A 19,908-nucleotide genomic window follows, 5' to 3' on the forward strand; every position below is an offset into this window, starting at 1 on the left:
CGCCAAAAGCCTGAAATCACGAACCAAGCGCATCAACCAACGGTTCTTCGAACCCTCCACCTGATACGCCTTAGCATACAGTTAAGGCGTATTGTGCAGCGGCCCCTGTTACATACCGGCATTAACCGTCGGCGTGGCCTCACGGTCGCCAATCAGCACGACCAGCAGATTTGAAATCATTGCAGCACGCTGCTCAGGTGGAAGCGGCGCGCCCATACGCTTTTCAAGGCTGTTCAGCGCATCATCAATAATAGCAACTGCCCCTTCGGTAATGATACGCCGGGCAGAAATAACCGCACTGGCAGCCTGCTTACGCAACATTGCCCCGGCAATTTCAGGAGCATAGGCAAGGTGAGAAATGCGCGCTTCAACAATCTCTATCCCCACAGAAACCATGCGCTGCTGTAACTCGTTAAGCAACAGGCCGGCCAGGGCATCGCTGCCGTCACGCAGTGTCAGGCCAGAGTGAATGGGGTGCTCAGGCGGGTGGCCTGTGGCATCAGGCTGTTCGGTCGGATCGTAAGGATACTGGCTTGCCAGCACCCGCAGCGTTGTTTCACTTTGTGCGGCAACATAGTCCTGATAATCATCAACCTCGAGCAATGCACAGGCAGCCTCTGACACGCGCCAGATAATAACAGCCCCGATCTCAACCGGGTTGCCCACAGCATCATTGACCTTCAGGGGGCCGCTTTCTTCCGTTTTCAGTCGTAAAGAGACTTTCTCACGAGAATAAAACGGGTTTATCCACCAGAAACCCGGGCGCGCCAGAGTGCCACGATAAGCCCCCAGAAACAGACACACAACGGCCTGATTCGGTTGCAGCACAACCAGCCCCTTAAGGACGAGTAAAGCAAATATCAGCAGGGTCGCACCCACAGCAGGCCCTGCCACCGCGCCCACACCAGGGAGGTCGGGATCAAAATGCGTGATACAAAACAGAGCCGGAAGCGCCAGCAACACACCGACGCCCAGCGCAGCCCAGGCACTCATCGAAAAAAGTACACGCTCAGCAATACGCTGCGTGACGCGCTTTTTATTTTCAACATCTGGCACAGGCTCAGACGATAAAGTACCAACCATTAAAAAAGACCCTTTATTACAGAAGAAACGGGCCATTAATGCTGCCCTGAGCCAGGCGGATACTAGCAGTCCGACTTCTGCACGGCTATCTTTTTCAATAATCAGGCAGAATATTAAACAAAGCTCAGTCTGCTATGCTGCTGCCCGTCAGCCCCGAAATTATCAGCGGCAAGCCAGCGCTTATAACCTGCACGCAGGCGGGGCCATTCCTGGTCAGTTATCGCAAACCAGGCGGTGTCACGGTTATGGCCTTTTACAACCATGTGCTGGCGAAAAAGCCCCTCAAACCTGAAACCAAAACGCTCTGCTGCACGCTTTGAGGGTTCATTTGCGTTATCACACTTCCACTCAAGCCGCCTGTAGCCCAGAGCAAAAACATAATCCGCCATAAGGAAGAGTGCTTCTGTTGCAACACGCGTACGGGCTATGGCCGGCCCCCATAAAATACTGCCAATTTCTGTTACACCATGGGCTGTGCTGGTGCGCATCAGAGCCTGTCGCCCCTCGGCCCGCCCGGTCACTTTATCAATAACCGCAAAAAATAACGGGTCCTGACCGGCAGCGGCCTTCTCTGTCCAGGCGTGTTGTGCCGCAGGGTTTGCAGGCACCTCGTCAAAAAGATACCTGAAGCGTGCCTCTGCTCCAGGGGCTGTCGCCGCCTCGAATAATGTCTGTGTATGCTGTGCGGCATCCAGGGGCACGAGTGCCGTAAACGTGCCCTCCAGCCTTTTACGCTCAGGCGCGGGCGCGCCCTGCCAGTCTGAACACACCCTCTGATCCTCCTGTGGTTTATTATAGCAGTCGCTGGGCCATATAGGGGGATGAGGCATCAAAAAATTCCTTATTATGCGTAAGTTCAGCTTCTATCACCTGCAGGCTTGCCAGCGCACGCAGCATCTCCTCACGCACCGACAAATTCATCTCCATACGTTCACAGCGCTGAAGACGCAGGGCAGCCAGGTGCGCCGCCCGGGCTGTGCGCCCGTACTGGCGTCCATATCGCCCTGAGAAATGCTGCATACGACGCAGCAGGAGCTGTACCGCCCGCTCGGCCTCTGATGACAGGACATGCCGTGACATAATGGCCCGCAGGCTCAGAATATTAAGCCCGATCGTAATGGCTGATAACACGCCACTGATATAGCTTTGCAAAACAAGAGATTTCTTATCCCCTGATATAGAAGAAAGAGAAACAAAATTCTCAATCCCCCGGCCAATCACCTCGGCTGGTGACGGAGGATTGCTCCAGGTCGCCAGGCGCCGCATCAGACGTAAAATGCCCGCACGCATATCCCAGCGCAAACCATCAGGATCAACCGGCAGGAAAACGCGATACATCCACATGACATATGTCATTGATAAAACGAGCGGCAACGCCGTGTTAAAATAAAGCAGCTCATCCATCCGCCCCTGGTTCATCGGGCCGACCAGAATAGGCAGAAACAGATTATAGGCCACCGCCCCCAGCACCAGAGCAGGAGACGCAAAAGCCAGCCCCCCCAGCAGCATAGGTACAGCCAGACACATAGCCAGCATCTCGTATGTCGTGGGGTGTGACATCACCCACAAATCGAGCACGCCACAGGCAAGCACTGAACATAATGTGCCATGGAGAAAGGCCCGTGTCGCCAGAGCAGGCTGCTCAAGTGTGGAGAATAACGAACAGACAATGGAAACAAACATCAGAAATGTAAGACCATCAGGCCAGGCGGTTGTGATCCATATCAGCCCGGCGAAAAAGATAGTAACCGAAGCCCGCAAACTGTTCGTAATCGCCACCGGCCAGTCACGGTAGCTATGCATACCATAATGAAACGTGTCGTGCGGCTGAGGGTTACGGCTCATCTCAAACTGCTCAAGCGTAAGCCGCAGTTCGTTCAGCACCTCATTAAGCTTGTGTAAAAGCTGCCCCTGCCCGGCGATAATCCCTTCACGCTGCATATCAACAGGGGGGCGAACTGCGGCCGTCATTTCAGCCTCAAGGCAGAGTGCGGCCATTGAGCGGCAAAGCCCCTGAAGCTGCACCAGTTCAGCCAGCACCGGAACAGCAGACATATCAGCCTGTAACCTGTCAGGTAAAACCTGCAAAAAGCGCTCTGTCTGTTCAATAATCTGCTGAAAATCGCTCCCCTTCTCCGCCACCGTGCCTTGCAGGGCTAACAGTTCCATCCCCCGTGAGAGCAGCACCGTCATGGCCGCGAGTGCTGCCCTGGCATGATCACCCTCATGATGGTGTTTACCCATTTCAATTTCAGCAAACTCGATCTGGTCACTCAGGGTCAGGATAGTCCCGAAGACATCGGATGAAGAGACAACAGCCTGACGGTCACCCTTTATGGTGCTGATCAGCGTGCGGGTGGCGCCGCCAAAAGCCTGCACAAAATTTGCTGCCAGCCTGTTTTTCGCACGGTTTTCCAGACGATACTGAAACAGCGATGATATAACCGTTTCAACCACGATACCCAGTGTAATATAGGTCGCACGTGCCATAGCGATATCAAAAATATGATGCGGTGCCGCGGCACCATCAAGTGCGATAATCGCGTAAGTAAAACCCGAGGCACGCATGCCATGTATACGGTAGTTGGTCATGGTCGGAGGACCAGGCAGCAGCGTGCCGATAAAACAAAACCCGCCAATACCTGCGGCCAGGAACAATACATATAAAAGCGGCGCCTGCGGCATGCAGGCCACCAGTGTCACAGCGCAGATCGTGCCCACAACCATGCCGAACATATGCCAGCGCGCTTTGGCGATCGATTTACCACGCGTACCCTGAGCTATCATCCACACAGTAAGTGCTGCCCACTGCGGGCTGCCAAGCTCCCACCACAATGCGATACCCAGCGCAATAAGCGAGGAAATCGTTGTGCGCACTGCATAACCAAACGATAAAAAATCGGGGGCATAAAGCCAGCGAAAATGATCAAGACGACGCGGCCTGCCATCCTGAGCCATAAGCTGCCGGGTAAAACCAGCCAGACGCTGATAAAACTGACTGACAGAAGATGCGGTATACCTCACGCTCTGCCCCACCCGTCTTTTCGGATATTTTGCGCTCTCATGCCCTCCGTCATACCCCGGATAAGACACAAGCTGTCATACCATCTTGTCATAGGCGAACCGCTCTGAGTGGGGGGACAACCCCTCACTCAGAGAATAACTAACTGGCTATCAGCGCCATCCGGGCCATCCGGGCCATCCGGATAAAAAACGCACCTTTTCCCAGAAGCTCATAAATCTCAGCTGCGGGTCCTGGTCACCACATACAGGACACACATGAGGATAAACCAAACAATCACTTTTCTGATAAAAAAACGCATGCCATGTGCACTTTTGACACTGCACAAGCAAATACGGCTTTCGGGGCCTCATAACCATTTTTTTACCTCAAAAATCCGACATTAGCCTTCAGGAATAAATGTCTTTCTGGCAGTATTACCTATAATATTTGTCGTTACGCCATCAAATGCACCACCGACAACACCACCCACTAAAGGCACCATTTTAGTTAAGTTCAGAACGCCTGTTGTGCCGGCTTTTGTCATCAGTCTGAAGCCAACAGCTTTATTAATCGTTTTAATCATCTCTCCGGTTATATATTTCTGGATCGCTGATGCCGTAAATTTAGTACCTATCTGCACACCGGCAGTTTTCATCACTTCGGACGCACTATTGCCTGTCATACAGACAAAACATAATGTTTTCACTCTGTCATCAAGTACATTGTGCCCGCCCATGTGGGCAATACCGGCGATCATACGTAATTGTATGTACATACTCGATGCCATATTGGCAGGAATAGCTGCAGGAAGTGTGACCAGCCCACCAAGATTTGTAACAAAACCACCGGTTGCTGCTTTAGTATTCTGCCACCGTATTAAACTATTGGCTGCTTCTTTCAGATTATGACCATTAGAATGAAGATACTCATCAGCCAGCTCCTGAGCTGTGCCTAAAACGCCACCACCTGACACAGCTTTTTCGTAGCCCCACTCAAGCGCTTTCTCAATAACACCTGATTTTTTATCTGACATCCCCGTCGCATTCTGCTTTATAACAAAATGTTTGCTATATACTGACGGTTATTTTTTCTCGTCAACTTACCATTCTGTTCTTAAATAAAAAGATAATTTATATGAAACAGTATGTTAGTCTATCACCAGATATATAAAGGATAACGATATCCTATGATTCCCCGTTACAGTGACCACGCTGCCAATGAGCGCACATTTCTGGCCTGGGTCCGCACGGCTCTGGCCATGGTTGCTTTTGGAGCAGTGCTCGCCAAATTTAATCTTTTTCTGCGCCTGACAGTGGCACAAAACCTGTCTGAAAGCGGCAATACGCATCAGGCTACTGCTGTGCTGGGCATTACCTTCGTCACACTGGGTATTGCGTTATTCCTTCTCTCTTACCGGCGTTTTTGTCGCACACGTAAAGAAATCAGAGATGAAACGCTGCACACCCCCGAAAGACCGGTCATGGAGCTGATTACAACAATAGCGCTCGCCGGCCTTGGCATAACCGTGCTGATTGCCCTGATCAAAGAGCTGTCTTTCTGAGCCGACCGCTCTTGGCAGTCCCCCCGCTAACCGGACTGGATATTACGCTCTGATTTTATGTAAAATACGCGCAGGCAGGTCGCGTACAACTGCTGTGACTTTGCGCCACAGGCAGGGAATATAGACGATCGGCTCAACCGGGTCCTGAGCGATCATTACCAGCTGCTCAGCCACACGGGCAGGTGTCGCCCACAGCATATAATTGTCAGTATGTGAGGACATCACCGGCCCATCAAGCAGGTCAAGTTTTGCCACAACCGCAGACGCCCCAAAAGGGCGTAACCGCTGTGATAATGTTTCTATCAGACGAGAGAGGCCGGTATGAGCCGCCTCACCGGCATCATTTGAATGACGCACCTGATCTGAAACAACAGAACACACAGCAACCAGCACACCACTGCGCTGTTTTTCAAGCTGCGCAGCCGCAGCCTGACACCACTGAACAGCCCCTGAAAAATTTGAACGAACAATAGCAGGCCCGACCATACGCTGTTTTACGTTGCTCTGATGGCTCAGAAAACCATAAAACACGAAAACAAGGTCAACATGCCCGCCAAGGTCAGCCACCATCCTGCCGAAAGAAAAATCAGCCCCCTGCTCACAGGCATCGTCCGTGACACGTGTCGTGCACCGCACTGCACCGGCGGCTTCGAGCTGCTGGGCCAGCTGCTCAGCCCGCAGGCCGTTGCGGGCCACAAGCACAAACTCAGCCCCCTGACGGGCATAACGGAGGGCTGTTGCCTCAGCCATGGCAGAAAGCGCACCAAGGATAATAATCTTTTTACTCATTGCAATAAATTCTCTTTTTAAAAAACCTGATACTATCGTTCAGTGCGCTGCGTGCCCCGGCCGGCGGTTCAGAGCAAAACCGGCATACAGTATATATTATTACGAAAAATACATTAAAAATAATCTGTTAAATCATACTTTTAAATATATTACCTGTAAAATTATTAATGAATTTTAATTTTATAATTCACTCTTATATTGCATGAAGTCAAGAGTAAACCATGCGCTTTACGTGTGACATCATTTTAAAAGAAGGGTATCTCCTCTCTGTTGTTTAAAAACAACAGATGAACAAAGCACAAAAGGCCCACGACACAATGAACATTGCTGCATGGATGAAACAGTCAGCCGTTGCTTTTGGTACCAGTGGTGTACGCGGGCTGGTCAGTGCTCTGACAGATGAGCTGTGCTATATATGCACAAAAGGCTACCTTCTCTATCTGGCAACGCAGGGAGAGTTTAAACCCGGCAGCCCCGTTGCTGTTGCAGGGGACCTGCGCCCAAGCACCCCTCATATTATGAAAGCCTGCATTGCCGCTATTGAGGATATGGGAGGCAAGGTCGTTTTTTGCGGGGCTGTACCATCACCTGCTTTATGTTCTTTTGCCTATGCCCGAAACATGCCCTCACTCATGATCACCGGCAGCCACATTCCCGATGACCGTAACGGTATTAAATTCAACCGGGCCTGCGGGGAGTTCCTTAAAACTGACGAGCAGGGCATGCTCTCTCAGGATGTTACACTACCTGACGGGCTGACTGACACACATGGCGCACTGATCAGCCCGCCCGCTTTCCCGCCCGTCACTGATATTCTCCCGCCATTTATCGCCCGCTATACAGATTTTTTTGGCACAGACGCGCTGAAAGGCCTTAGACTTGGCATTTATCATCACTCTGCCGTAGGGCGTGATGTGCTGATGCAGATTATGCAGACACTGGGGGCTGAGGTTACACCGCTCGGGCGTTCAGAAACCTTTATTCCGGTTGATACTGAGGCTGTCCGCCCCGAAGATGTCATTCTGGCGCGCGAATGGAGCAGCGCCGGTACGTTTGATGCTATCCTCACGACCGACGGCGACTCAGACCGCCCGCTTCTGGCTGACGAAACCGGCACCTGGCTGCGGGGCGATACGCTTGGCCTGTTAACCGCTCAGTTTTTAAAAGCAGGCAGCGTCACCACCCCGGTCAGCAGCAATACAGCCCTTGAGCGCAGTCAGCTCACCAGCCACGCCATACGTACCCGCATTGGTTCACCCTATGTCATTGACGCGATGAACGCGGCTGCCTCTGCCGGGCACACCCCGGCTGTAGGTTACGAAGCCAATGGCGGTTTTTTGCTGGCAAGCCCTGTAACCCTTAACGGGCGCACTATTACAGCCCTGCCTACGCGTGACTCTGTTTTGCCCATGCTGTGCGCTCTGGTAGCCAGCCAGCGCATACCTGGCCGCTGCCTGTCAGCACTTGTTGCCAGCCTGCCCGCGCGCATCACTGACAGTGACCGCCTGAAAGAGATGCCAACTGACACCAGTAAAGCACGCCTGCAAGCACTGCTGAGCGCACCAGAGCGGGATGAAACCGTCAGTGCACTCAGCAAGGCCTGTGGTATGCCGGAGGATATCAACCTGACGGATGGCGTAAGGCTCACTTTTGCCTCTGGCGAAATTGTGCATCTGCGCCCATCAGGCAATGCACCTGAGCTGCGGGTGTATGTTGAGGCTGATAATGCTGAGCGTGCCCGTGCCCTGCTCACCCTGGCGCTCAGACAGGTCAGCCGCTGGCGCGACTAATATGCGAAGAGAGCAGGATGAACCGCTGTAACAGACTGGATTGTCTCTCTCTCTCTCTTCCTCCGGGTCATGTCATGGCTTTCAACACTGAGTGAAAACTCATGAAAAATTCAGGGTGTTACGCAATCTTTCAGTGATGCAGCCAGGCATAAACCAGCAAAGCAAGTGTTACGGTCACAAAACCACCAATCTTAGTGGCAACCTGAGCACTCGCCATGAGCGAAAGGCGCTCCCCCGCGCTGAGTATCGCCACATCGCCCGCACCGCCTGAGCTGGCATGGCAGACCATGATCATCGCGGCCTCAACCGGATACATGCGTAAAAACCGGGCCATTATAAAACCGGTGCCGGCCAGCGCCGCCACGGTGCATGCCACTGTTATGCAAATAGCCGGTGAAAAAGCCGCAACCAGCGGCTGCCAGGGGGTTAGCACAACACCAATACAAAACATGAGCGGATAGGTGCACGACGTGGCAAAAAACCGGTAAATCCAGCGGGCGCCCTCTTCCATACTCACCGGGATCAGATGGCCTGTTTTCAGCATAATGGCGAGAAAGAGCATGATGAGCGGTGCAGGAAATGAGATAACATGCTCAATAACAGACGACACGCCATAAAGCGTAATCAAAGCCAGGCCTGATGTCGCCACGCGCCCCGGGTCAGAAATAAGGGGGAGATGAACCTGCGGGTCAGCCTCATCATTCTCTGCGTCCATAATCAGCAGGTTGCCATTGCCTGTCAGCGCGGGTTTACGCACCCCAAGAGTGTGCAGCCCGCCTGCAATGACAATGGCGCAGATATTCGCCATAGCCACAATAGGCAGCAGCCCGCCGATGAGAGACGCCTCTGACTGATGCGTTATCGCCGCATAGCCGGTAGCAAGAGGCACTGCCCCCTCGCCCACACCACCGGCCATAACCGGCACAAGAATAAAAAACAGAATATATTTTGCATCAAGCCCGCACAGCAGGCCAACAGCCATGCCCACACCAAAAGCCACAAGGGAGGCCACAGCAAGAGGGTTTAATACCTTGATGATATTGGCAAGAAGAGTTTTTCGGTTCATCGAAAAAATGCTGCCAACAACTACAGCTGTTACAAAAAGATAGAGAAAATTACTCTGTTTATAAAAGGCGGTAATCGCGCTCTCAAGCGGGTGTGGCAGCAACCCGTAAAATACGAGAGCTGACGGCAGAAATGTGTTGAGAATAACAGCCCCGCCCACCGAACGAAAACCCGGTATGCAGTGCCCGATTTCGGCCAGCGGGTATGAACACACAGCCAGCACAACAGACATAATACATAAATCAGAACTTACCCTGCCCTGCACCACCAGAATGATGACGCAGGCAGCAGCTATCAGAAAAACAGGCAGCGGCATTAATGAGATCCGAAATGCCGCCACCCTTTGCCATAATGACAAAGGCGGAGATGAAAAACCTGTGTCTCTCAAAGAATGTTTATTCATTGTATTCTTTTTCATTGAAGGAGACAGAAAAAAGTCAGGGGGCTAAACCATTACCCCTTTGCTGCGCAGCAACGTATCAATACGTTCTGAATCGCCCTTTTCGCGTGCGTTCGTCTGGCGGATATTTTCCTCTTTCACGAGGTGCGCCTGTACTTTTGGCATCAGAGAGGGCAGCTCAGCGACAGGAATGGCAATAATACCATCAGCATCAGCCAGCAGCAGGTCACCCGGCATGACAACCAGCCCGCCACAGCTGATGGGAATATTAACAGCACCCGGACCATCTTTAGCTGGCCCGCGATGAGTGTGGCCTCTTGCAAAACAGGCCATGCCCCCTTCATCCCACTCAGCCAGGTCGCGCACGGCACCATCAATCACGAAGCCACCCAGTTTACGTGCCAGGGCTGTTGTGCGCATCAGCCCGCCCACAATAGCCTGCTCGGTTGAGCCCCCGGCATCAATCACAACCACATCACCCGGCTCTGCCATCAGCAGGGCTTTATGAATAATCAGGTTATCACCCGGGCGGGTACGCACCGTAACAGCCCGGCCACAGACAGGCGTATGAATATCAGGATGATAAGGCCGCAACCCTGTTGCCCCGATGCTGCGGCCCATACAATCACCCGCGACTGCAACGGGAACAGTCCGCCAGGCCTCAAGCACATCAGCCGCGATTGCCGCACCATTAGGCAGAATACGCCAGCCCGGCGGCCAGCTGTACTGCTCATCGGGAACGATATAACTCATGATCAGCTCTCCTGCATCTGCGATATGGCGAAAAACTGATCGCAGATTAGGCTTCCCATTTCGTAAATATCTATTCAATAATTTTCAGGTATTAATAACTTCTGGTTATCAGACATGCATCTTGATTCCCGCGATCTGCGCTATTTTGAAGTCATTGCCGGGCTGGGCCATGTGCGCGCAGCTGCCGAGCAGCTTAACCTGAGCCAGCCAGCTGTAAGCAAATGTATTGCCCGGCTTGAGCAGAATATCGGCGCCAGGCTGTTTGAACGCGAAGGGCGCGGCATTCGCCTTACCCCCGTGGGTGAAGCCCTGTTGCAGCAGGCCCGTCGCCTGAATGTGATCAATGCTAACGCCCTGCGTGACATAGCAGGACTTTGCCTCGGGCGATGCCGGCACCCTGCGCCTTGGCTGTGGCCCTGTGATGTCAGAGTTATTTCTGCCCACTGTCTGTGCCCTGCTCACCCGGCATATGCCCGGTGTCAAAGTGACCATTCTGGTCGGAATGAACTACACACTACGCGAAAAACTACAGCAGGGTGATATCGACGCTATTCTGGGCCTGGTCACACCAGATGATGCACTTTTCACAGCATACCCGCTGTTAGAGGATACAGTCGTTGTTGCAGCCAGCAGCCGCCACCCGCTTTTTAAAAAAACTGATGTAAGCCCTGAAGATGTCGCACAGGCGCACTGGGTGTTGCCCGTGCGTGAGGTTGCCAGCCGCTTATGGCTTGATGCACAGTTCAGGCACCATAAACTGCCCCCTCCGCAGGCTCAGATAGAGGTCAATGCTACCCCTCTGCTACTGCCGATGATTGCTCATAGTGACATGCTCTGTTTTATCTCGCGCCATATGCTGGCCCGCCAGGTGCAGGAGCCACAACTCAAAGAGCTGCCCATTGCGGCACTCACGATGCCACGCGCGCTGGGCCTTACAGTTGTCAAAGACTGGCGCACCCCCACTGTGCAGCGCTTTACTGACCTGCTGCACTCAACGCGCCTTGATGCCCCGCTTGTGACAGTCTGACCCTTAGCCCCCGTTGCTTTGCCGCCAGGCGCGGGGTGAAACACCAAACCACCGCCTGAATGCACGGCTGAAAGCACTTGTTTCAGCATAACCAAGGCGGGCAGCGATCTCACTCACATCAACATGGGGCAGGCTCAGCAGATGCAGGGCCGCTCTCTGCCGGGTTTCCTCCAGCAGGGCTGAATAAGACAGATCAAACTGGGAGAGCCTGCGCTGCAGGGTCCAGGCAGGCAGAGACATGCTCTGTGCCACCTCATTCAGTTCAAACGCACCATGGGGCAGCAGCCCCTGCAAATGCTGCATCACCTGCTCTTTAAGAGAGAGCTTACTGTCTGCGGGTTGTGCAATTTGCGCCGCAGCCTCTGCCCGCCCCAGTGCCTGCAGGGAGGAACGGACCACATCAAGCAATATCGGGTCTGCTCCCGGCATGGGAGCCGAAAGACCTTTGCTCGAAAAAACCAGCGCATTAGTTGCGCATCCAAAACGAATATCAGCCTGAAAAGCATCCCGGTGCGCTGTGGCCTGCTCAGGCTGCGCATGAGCAAAACGCACAAGCCGGGGCTGCCACTCAGGCCCGAGACCAGCCCGCAAAATATTACAAAACATCCCCAGTGTCAGTTCAGCATCCTGGCGGCGATCCTGAATAGCAGGGTCGGTAATCATATATTCAAGGGTAAAATCATCATCCGTTTCAGCCAGCCCGGTAAAAGTGCGGCTCTGATGATAGCCAAAACAGGCAGCCAGATTACGCACGGCCTCCTCCACCGTGGCAGAGCAAAGTGCGACATACCCCACAAGCCCGAGCTGACGCGGCATAAACTGCTGACCAAAACGCAGGCCAATATTGCCGTCACGCGTATCAACCGCAGCTTCAGTAAAAAGGCGGCAATAGCCCGCCAGGTCGAGATGTTCGGTCGGCAGGGCAAACTGTGAGGGAGACAGCCCCGCCCGCCCGGCAATGCGCTCAACATCCCCCCCTGATTCGCTCAGAAACAGCTCTGCCCCTGTCGCTGCTGAGGCAAGAACATGAGACTGCAACTCTGTCTGCCGACCTGATCCTCTTGAAGAAGATGACATGATGCTCCCGCCCCTCGCTCTGCGCTCCAGTAATACTATTTTAGATTTTATTGTTACGATATGTCAAAACATTGTACTCCGCTGTCAAGTCATTTTCGATACGAAACAGATATAATTGCTGTATCGAACATATCCGGATTCTGCGCTTTTCCGGCCTCGCAACAATAAAAAGATGAAAGTTAATCAATGGGATATGGCTACACCATTGGTGGCGAACACTACGTTTTTGCAGACCTGAAAACCCTCCTGGCCAAAGCCTCACCCCTACGCTCGGGTGACCAGCTTGCCGGCCTTGCTGCCTCATCTGACGCGCAGCGCATTGCCGCACGCCATGCCCTGGCCAGCCTGCCGCTCGAAACTTTTCTCAACACGGCCCTCGTCCCTTATGAAGACGACGACGTCACGCGTCTTATCATGGACACGCACGACAAAGCCGCCTTTGCGCCACTGTCTTCTATGACAGTCGGAGACTTCCGCAACTGGCTGCTGTCAGACGCTGCCACGACCGAAGCACTTGCCCGGGTCGCTCCCGGTATTACGCCAGAAATGGCTGCGGCTGTCAGTAAAATTATGCGCAACCAGGACCTGATGAGTGTTGCCCGTAAGATTACGGTTATCACCCGTTTTCGCAACACGATCGGCCTGCCTGGTCATCTGAGCACACGCCTGCAGCCAAACCACCCGACCGATGACCTCAAAGGCATTGCGGCCTCAACCCTCGACGGCCTGCTTTATGGCTCGGGCGATGCTGTGATTGGCATTAACCCTGCCACAGACAGCGTTGCCAACGGCTTTGCCCTGCTCGACATGCTCGACCATGCACGTCAGCACTACAATATTCCGACCCAGACCTGCGTGCTCACCCATGTCACCAACACCATTGAGATCATGAACAAAGGTGGCGCGGTTGACCTGGTGTTCCAGTCCATCGCCGGCACACAAAAAGCCAACGAAGGCTTTGGTGTTACCCTCAGCGTATTGCAGGAAGCCTATGACGCAGCCCTGAGCCTGAAGCGCGGCACCACAGGCCAGAATGTCATGTATTTCGAAACCGGCCAGGGAGCTGCCCTCTCGGCCGGAGCACATCACGGCATTGACCAGCAAACGGTTGAAACCCGCGCCTATGCCGTTGCCCGTGCCTATAACCCGCTGCTGGTCAACACTGTGGTGGGCTTTATCGGGCCGGAATATCTTTATGACGGCAAACAGATTGTCCGCGCCGGTCTTGAAGATCATTTCTGTGCCAAGCTGATGGGCGTGCCCATGGGCTGCGATGCCTGCTACACCAACCATGCCGAAGCCGACCAGGACGACATGGATAATCTGATGGTGCTGCTTGCTGCGGCGGGCATCACCTTCCTGATCGGTGTGCCTGGTGCTGATGATATCATGCTCAATTATCAGAGCCTCTCGTTTCATGACCTGCTGGCACTGCGTAACCTGATGAACCTCAAACCTGCCCCTGAATTTGCCGCATGGCTTGAGCAGATGGGCCTGTATGACACCGCAACAGAGCGGATGCTCGATGTGCCTGCCGCCCAGAGCCAGCTGCGCCTGATGGTGGGGTAAGAGCATGTCAGACGAGATTATCCCCCACGCACAACATGCTGACCTGTGGCACAGCCTGCGCCACCTGACCCGTGCACGCATTGGCCTGGCACGCACAGGCACCGCCCTGAAAACACATGATGTGCTTGATTTTCAGGCGGCTCATGCTCAGGCACGTGATGCTGTGCATACCCCGCTTGATGTTGCTGCTCTTCAGGCCACTGTCGCCCCGGAAGAGTGCCTTGTGGTGCACAGCCAGGCACCTGACCGCCCCACCTATCTGCGCCGGCCTGACCTGGGCCGCCGCCTGGATGAAGGCTGTGCAGCACAGCTGACAAAAGGCGACTGGGATGTGGTTTTTGTCGCGGCAGATGGCCTCTCCTCCTTCGCGACACAACAAAATGCCGTGCCCCTTTATAAAGCGATGAAAGACCGCCTGACCGGCTGGCGCATTGCCCCGCTGGTCATTGCCACACAGGGGCGCGTTGCCCTGGGGGACGACATTGCCGTCGCCCTGGGTGCAAAAATGGTCGTGATGATGATTGGCGAGCGCCCTGGCCTGAGCGTTGCCGACAGCCTTGGGGTGTATCTGACCTACAACCCTTATACCGGCTGCCCTGACTCAGCGCGCAACTGCCTCTCCAACATTCACCCCAACGGGCTGAGCATATCTGGCGCGGCCACCAAGCTCACCTGGTTTTTAAACGAAGCCCGCACACTCAAACTCACCGGTGTCGGCCTGAAAGACGCCGCCCCTGAAGAAGGTGTTCTTTCAGACAGTTCCACCCCTCTTCTGCAAAAGGATCATGATATATGAGCAACGCGCCTGCGCATCTTCATAAGTCACTGAGCGCGTTCCATCTCTGGGGCATTGCCGTCGGCCTCGTTATTTCAGGCGAATATTTTGGCTGGAGCTATGGCTGGGCCACAGCAGGTACCCTCGGCTTTTTGCTGGCTACGGTTTTTGTCGCTGCCATTTATACAAGCTTTATCTTCAGTTTTACCGAGCTGACCTGCGCTATTCCCCATGCCGGCGGCCCTTTCTCCTACAGCTCACGCGCCCTGGGCCGGTGGGGCGGGCTGATTGCGGGCCTTGCCACACTGGTTGAGTTCATTTTTGCTCCTCCCGCCATTGCACTGGCTATTGGTGCGTATCTGAATGTGCAGTTTCCTGGCCTGCCCCCCAAAGTGGCTGCCTGTGGAGCCTATATTGTCTTTATGACACTCAACATCGTGGGTGTACGTATTGCCGCAACCTTTGAGCTGTTCATTACCATTGCAGCCATTCTTGAGCTGCTGGTGTTTATGGGTGTCGTCTCCCCCGCCTTCTCATGGGACAATTTTATGCATGACGGCTGGGGTGTAAGCGGCTCTCACTTTGGCTGGGGCGCCATTGGCGGCATTTTCGCGGCTATGCCTTTCGCGATCTGGTTCTTCCTCGCTATTGAAGGTGTGGCAATGGCCGCAGAAGAAGCCAGCAACCCGAAACGCTCTATTCCTGTTGCCTATATCGCCGGTGTGCTGACCCTGGTGAGCCTGGCTTTTGGTGTAATGATTTTTGCCGGTGGTGCAGGTGACTGGCATGCTCTTGCCAACCTTAACGACCCGCTGCCCCAGGCGATGAAAACCGTTGTTGGCCCCCATAGTGGCTGGCTGCATATGCTGGTCTGGCTGGGTCTGTTTGGTCTGGTTGCCTCACTGCACGGCATTATTATGGGCTATGCCCGCCAGATTTTCGCCATGGCACGGGCCGGCTTTCTGCCTGCGTTCCTTGGCAAACTGCATCCGCGCTTTCAGACCCCCGCAGCGGCAACTATTGCGGGTGGCGTCATTGGTATGGCCGCCATTTTCTCTGACGACATCATCTCCGTCAATGGCCAGTCGCTCACGGCAACACTGGTCACCATGTCAGTTTTCGGGTCACTGACCATGTATGTGATGAGCATGATCAGCCTGTTTCGTCTGCGCAAAAACGAGCCTGATCTGGAGCGTAGCTACAAAGCACCTTTCTACCCTGTTCTGCCTGCTCTGGCGCTGGGTGGAGCGGCTGTTCTGCTGGGGGCTGTTGTATTCTTCAACCCTCAGGTCTGCATGATTTATGTTGGCCTTATGGTGGTGCTCAGCATCTTCTTCATGCGCGCTTACATGAAAAGCCAGGAGCCTCAGTAATCAAAAAATCATCCTGAAAAATAAAATTAAAACCATTCTTTTTTAAAAGCTTTTTTTCCGGAGTGAGCCATGACCTGTAAAAACCGTGTTGCACTGATGTGTCTTATCCTCGGAACAATGGCGCCTGCACTGGCTCACGCCCGTGCAGCGTCATCCTCCGCGATGGATACAAAGCGTAAGGTACCAGCTAACCCCAACCACCCCGCTTTGTCCCCCATGGGGCCAGGCGCCGCAAAAAAAGCAACGGCCCACAGAAGCCGTAAAGCACCGGCCAACCCTAACCACCCCACTTTGTCACCTATGGCACCCAATGCCGGGCAGCGCGCAACGCCGGCACTGACACCAGCCGGTGCGACGGCCCCTGCTGCCACGCTGAACGCGCCTGTGGTCAAACCTGAAATTAAGCAGGACTATGTGCAAAAGCAGGACCCGGATATTCCGGCCATGCAGGTGGGCAACCTTTTCACCCCCAGAAAAGGGCAGCCTCTGAGCTACTGGGACGGACTGGTAGGGCACCTGACAGTTGAAGCCGGCGTGTCAGGTAACCCCTGGACAAAGTCAGGGCACAACTTTGCACAGTTCTATGTTGACCGTGCCAACACCACGACCCTGAACCAGATTATGGGCTCACTTTCACACCCTGTCAGCCCTGTGGGCGGGGGCTATGGCATTGGTTTTGTGTTCGAGGCAATGTATGGCTCTGACGCGCGCTTTGACCCGACGATTGGTATGGGTGAAAACGCCCTGACAGGCATGTATCAGTGGGCACCAACCCAGGCTCATATTGACGCTCACCTGCCATGGCTGTTCAAACACGGTATTGATGTGCAGGTAGGGCAGATGTACGGCCTTCTGGGAGCTGAGGGCACACCGGCTCTGGCCCGGCCTTTCTACTCCTTCAACTATGCTTCAGACTATATCGTACCGTTTGAAACGGTAGGTATTGTTGCAACCATGCATCTGACAGACCATATGGACTGGATCATGGGTATTGATGCCGGTAACTCCGTCACATTTGGCAGCTCAGGCAATAACAGCCGCCCCAAAGGATATTTTGGCTTTGCCTGGAACAACCTGCTTGACGGCAAACTGAGCATGCATGCGATTGGTCGCTTTGGCCCGCAGGGCAATAACGGCCTGACCCGTTATTCGGCCGATGGCTGGGCCAGTGCCGGCATTGGCAAACCTGCAAACCACCTGATGCAGTATAATGCTGAATTTCTGGCAACCTATCACATCAATAAAAAGGTCTCTGTCACGGAAGATATCATCTACCTCCATGACGATGCCTCTCGCGATGATGTGTATGGCTTTACCTCCTACCTGGCATGGGACATCAACCCCTCTCTGACGTTTAACGCACGTGGCGAGATTTTTCGTGACAACACCGGTGCTGTTATCACCCAGTATACCGGCACGACCTCGTATGTTCATTCTCTGAGCAACCGCCCTTATGCCTATTTTAACGCAGCCCCCACAACCTATGGCGAAATGACCGTTGGGGCAGCCTATCGCCCTGAATTTATTAATAAGCACCTGGGCAAAGGCAGCTTTACCCTGCGCCCTGAGGTGAGACTTGATAAATCACTTAACGGCACACGCCCCTTCAACCGGGGTGGCACGGTGCAGGACCCCGTTGTTAATAACGGCACAAACAATATGTTCTGGTTCAACTGTGACGCGACACTCAGCTTCTGAGTGTTCCCGGCAGGGAAAAAGCCCCGTTTACAGCGGGGCTTTTTTTTATGGGCTAAGGGTGGTCTCTCAGCTTTTCTGAAAGGCTTCCAGCGCCTGAGCTGAGTAAACATAGGCTGCCCCGGCATTCAGCGCGATAGCTGTACCCAGTGCGGCAATTACCTCTTCATCAGTTGCGCCGCTCTTTTTTGCCTCAGCGGCATGAATGGCAATGCAGCCTGAGCAGCGTGTTGTCACAGCCACCGCAAGAGCAATCAGCTCATGCGTTTTTTTATCAAGAGCCTTACTGGCTTCAGCCGCAGCCTGAATGCCACCAACGGCCTCAGCAAAGCCACCACCGGAGGCACTAAAGTTTTTCAGCTTTTTTAAAAGAGCAGACAGTTCAGTCTCTGATGCAGTAGTCATTGATTTCTGACCTTCTCATTATGACACGAACCCAAACCCGGGTGAGATGAGCGGAGGATAACCGCGCGCCCCGGTAAGATATGGTGATACTGCTTATAGTTGTCATCACCTGACGCTTTAGCGTTCATCTAACGACACGCGGTTGCGCAGTGCCGTATAAATAGGCTCTTCTTTCAGGCCGTCAGCCACAAACATGGCGGCAAAGCTGCCAGCCAGCAACGGTAAGAGCAGGTTAGATGCATTGGTCATTTCCACTACCAGCACAATGCCTGTCAGCGGAGCACGCACAGCACCGGTAAACATTGCCGACATACCCACAACAACAAACGGCATTGTACCATGCACAAGCCCGGGGGCGAGCACGTGTGCAATATCACCACAACCAAGCCCGACAAGAGCACCCAAAGCCAGCATCGGGGCAAACAGGCCACCTGGCGTTGCTGCTGCATAGGATAACGCACCAAAAAGCAGACGCACGACAAATAAAAGCGGCAGGATCTGCCAGGTCAGCGTGTTGTTAATGGCATTCTGCGTCAGCCAGTCGCCCCCTCCGGCAACATGAGGCGCCAGCCACACAATCAGCCCGCCCAGAGCACCAATCAGGGCCGCACGCACCTCAACACTCATAGCCGCGCGCTCGCTCAGGCGCAGCGTTGCCAGGAGAGTGCGGTTATACACAACTGAAAGCAGACCTGTCACAAGCCCGGTCAGCAAAAACAGAAACTGCGGCAACACCTGCGGAATAACCGGAAAGTCAGGCACAACAAAATCAGGTGCGCCACCCAGCATCGCCCGCGCCATCAGAATAGCAGCAACCGAAGCCCCCAGGGCTGAGCAGGCGGTGCGTGGGTTAAAACGCCCCACCAGCTCCTCAAGCACAAAAATAGCACCCGCAGCCGGTGCATTAAACGCTGTTGCAAGCCCTGCACCCGCACCCGCAGCCAGAAGTGAGCGGCAGTCATCTGCACCAAGGCGCACAAAACGCCCGATAGCATTTGCAGCTGTTGCCCCCATCTGCACACTCGGGCCTTCGCGCCCGAGGGCCAGCCCGCCCCCTATGGCCAGCACGCCCCCCAGAAATTTAACAGGCACCAGCCTGAAAGGAGCCGGCTGCGCCATACCCGCAAGCACAGCCTCAACATGTGGAATCCCGCTGCCTGAGGCCAGAGGGGCCAGCCGCCGCACCATCCATGCCGAGATGAGTGCCATGACCGCGCCCCCGGCAACCAGCAGCAGCCCGGCAGGAAAACCATGCAGTGCGTGCAGTGACCACGCGTTTCTCACGCTGTCAGCCTGTTCAAGGCACCACCTGAACCCGCCACACAGGGCACCGGCCACCACCCCGACCACCAGCGATAAAAGAGACAAAACTGTCAGACTACAGGGAGGTTCAGGCAGCGAAACCGTTTGAGCCTCTGAGGCACCGTGATGATCTGACATAACTCTCAGCATTCTGATGAAAGGAGAGATCAGCATGGCAGGATTAACAGCCCGATGACAACCCGCAAGGCAGAGAAAGCCCCCTCCGGGCTGTGTCACATC

18 protein-coding genes are annotated in these 19,908 nt (G+C 54.2%); 8 read left to right on the forward strand and 10 right to left on the reverse strand.

The genetic code is table 11. The features are described from left to right. Positions 1-108 precede the first annotated feature (108 nt). The 4 genes from HK11_RS01530 to HK11_RS01545 form a co-directional block, all read right to left on the reverse strand. Positions 109-1,083 (reverse strand): SPFH domain-containing protein, encoded by a 975-nt coding sequence (locus HK11_RS01530; protein WP_158092772.1) that lies wholly within the window; start codon positions 1,081-1,083, stop codon positions 109-111. A 113-nt stretch (positions 1,084-1,196) separates the two neighbouring features. Then, entirely contained in the window at positions 1,197-1,853 is a 657-nt protein-coding gene (locus tag HK11_RS01535) for a GNAT family N-acetyltransferase (protein WP_233127738.1), read from the reverse strand. A 22-nt stretch (positions 1,854-1,875) separates the two neighbouring features. Further along, the gene (locus tag HK11_RS01540; protein ID WP_086553613.1) at positions 1,876-4,041 is read right to left on the reverse strand and encodes an FUSC family protein; all 2,166 of its coding nucleotides are present in this window, start codon (positions 4,039-4,041) and stop codon (positions 1,876-1,878) included. Positions 4,042-4,487: 446 nt separating this feature from the next. Further along, positions 4,488-5,120, reverse strand: a complete 633-nt coding sequence (locus HK11_RS01545; RefSeq protein WP_086553591.1) for an EcsC family protein — start codon at positions 5,118-5,120, stop codon at positions 4,488-4,490. 153 nt (positions 5,121-5,273) lie between these two features. On the opposite strand from HK11_RS01545, the gene HK11_RS01550 reads away from it, so the two are divergent. Continuing rightward, complete coding sequence (locus HK11_RS01550; protein ID WP_086553592.1) at positions 5,274-5,648, forward strand: YidH family protein; 375 nt, start codon at positions 5,274-5,276, stop codon at positions 5,646-5,648. A gap of 42 nt (positions 5,649-5,690) precedes the next feature. Here HK11_RS01550 and HK11_RS01555 read toward each other — a convergent pair whose 3' ends face one another. Continuing rightward, on the reverse strand, positions 5,691-6,437 hold the full coding sequence (locus tag HK11_RS01555; protein ID WP_086553593.1) for an SDR family NAD(P)-dependent oxidoreductase: 747 nt from the start codon (positions 6,435-6,437) through the stop codon (positions 5,691-5,693). A 317-nt stretch (positions 6,438-6,754) separates the two neighbouring features. On the opposite strand from HK11_RS01555, the gene HK11_RS01560 reads away from it, so the two are divergent. Further along, the gene (locus tag HK11_RS01560) at positions 6,755-8,227 is read left to right on the forward strand and encodes a phosphomannomutase (RefSeq protein ID WP_086553594.1); all 1,473 of its coding nucleotides are present in this window, start codon (positions 6,755-6,757) and stop codon (positions 8,225-8,227) included. 130 nt (positions 8,228-8,357) lie between these two features. On the opposite strand, the gene HK11_RS01565 is transcribed toward HK11_RS01560, so the two are convergent. Further along, positions 8,358-9,608, reverse strand: coding sequence for a 2-hydroxycarboxylate transporter family protein (locus HK11_RS01565; RefSeq protein WP_158092773.1), 1,251 nt, complete (start codon positions 9,606-9,608; stop codon positions 8,358-8,360). A gap of 129 nt (positions 9,609-9,737) precedes the next feature. Then, positions 9,738-10,445 (reverse strand): RraA family protein, encoded by a 708-nt coding sequence (locus tag HK11_RS01570; RefSeq protein WP_086553596.1) that lies wholly within the window; start codon positions 10,443-10,445, stop codon positions 9,738-9,740. A gap of 114 nt (positions 10,446-10,559) precedes the next feature. Between HK11_RS01570 and HK11_RS01575 the strand changes: the two genes are divergently transcribed. Together HK11_RS01575 and HK11_RS01580 are read left to right on the forward strand one after the other, a co-directional pair. Next, entirely contained in the window at positions 10,560-10,985 is a 426-nt protein-coding gene (locus HK11_RS01575; protein WP_086553597.1) for a LysR family transcriptional regulator, read from the forward strand. Next, positions 10,867-11,472: a LysR substrate-binding domain-containing protein gene (locus tag HK11_RS01580; protein WP_086553598.1), complete on the forward strand. Its 606-nt coding sequence runs from the start codon at positions 10,867-10,869 to the stop codon at positions 11,470-11,472. The genes HK11_RS01575 and HK11_RS01580 overlap by 119 nt, the downstream gene beginning before the upstream one ends. A gap of 3 nt (positions 11,473-11,475) precedes the next feature. On the opposite strand, the gene HK11_RS01585 is transcribed toward HK11_RS01580, so the two are convergent. Continuing rightward, a complete protein-coding gene (locus HK11_RS01585; protein ID WP_086553599.1) occupies positions 11,476-12,549 on the reverse strand; it encodes an AraC family transcriptional regulator in 1,074 nt (357 codons plus the stop codon). A 186-nt stretch (positions 12,550-12,735) separates the two neighbouring features. Here HK11_RS01585 and HK11_RS01590 point away from each other — a divergent pair, with 186 nt between their 5' ends. The 4 genes from HK11_RS01590 (at position 12,736) to HK11_RS01605 (ending at position 17,964) form a co-directional block, all read left to right on the forward strand. Continuing rightward, positions 12,736-14,118, forward strand: coding sequence for an ethanolamine ammonia-lyase subunit EutB (locus HK11_RS01590; RefSeq protein ID WP_086553600.1), 1,383 nt, complete (start codon positions 12,736-12,738; stop codon positions 14,116-14,118). 4 nt (positions 14,119-14,122) lie between these two features. Beyond that, complete coding sequence (gene eutC, locus HK11_RS01595; RefSeq protein WP_086553601.1) at positions 14,123-14,914, forward strand: ethanolamine ammonia-lyase subunit EutC; 792 nt, start codon at positions 14,123-14,125, stop codon at positions 14,912-14,914. After that, positions 14,911-16,266, forward strand: coding sequence for an ethanolamine permease (eat, locus tag HK11_RS01600; protein WP_086553602.1), 1,356 nt, complete (start codon positions 14,911-14,913; stop codon positions 16,264-16,266). The genes eutC and eat overlap by 4 nt, the downstream gene beginning before the upstream one ends. Positions 16,267-16,566: 300 nt before the next feature. Further along, entirely contained in the window at positions 16,567-17,964 is a 1,398-nt protein-coding gene (locus tag HK11_RS01605; protein ID WP_086553614.1) for an outer membrane beta-barrel protein, read from the forward strand. A 66-nt stretch (positions 17,965-18,030) separates the two neighbouring features. On the opposite strand, the gene HK11_RS01610 is transcribed toward HK11_RS01605, so the two are convergent. After that, positions 18,031-18,366, reverse strand: coding sequence for a carboxymuconolactone decarboxylase family protein (locus HK11_RS01610; RefSeq protein ID WP_086553603.1), 336 nt, complete (start codon positions 18,364-18,366; stop codon positions 18,031-18,033). 117 nt (positions 18,367-18,483) lie between these two features. Next, positions 18,484-19,905 carry a H(+)/Cl(-) exchange transporter ClcA gene (gene clcA / locus HK11_RS01615; RefSeq protein ID WP_322973216.1) on the reverse strand — a complete coding sequence of 474 codons (1,422 nt, stop codon included), beginning with the start codon at positions 19,903-19,905 and terminating at the stop codon, positions 18,484-18,486. Between the last annotated feature and the right edge of the window lie 3 nt (positions 19,906-19,908).

The organism is Acetobacter sp. DmW_043 (assembly GCF_002153485.1).
Taxonomy (GTDB): domain Bacteria; phylum Pseudomonadota; class Alphaproteobacteria; order Acetobacterales; family Acetobacteraceae; genus Acetobacter; species Acetobacter thailandicus.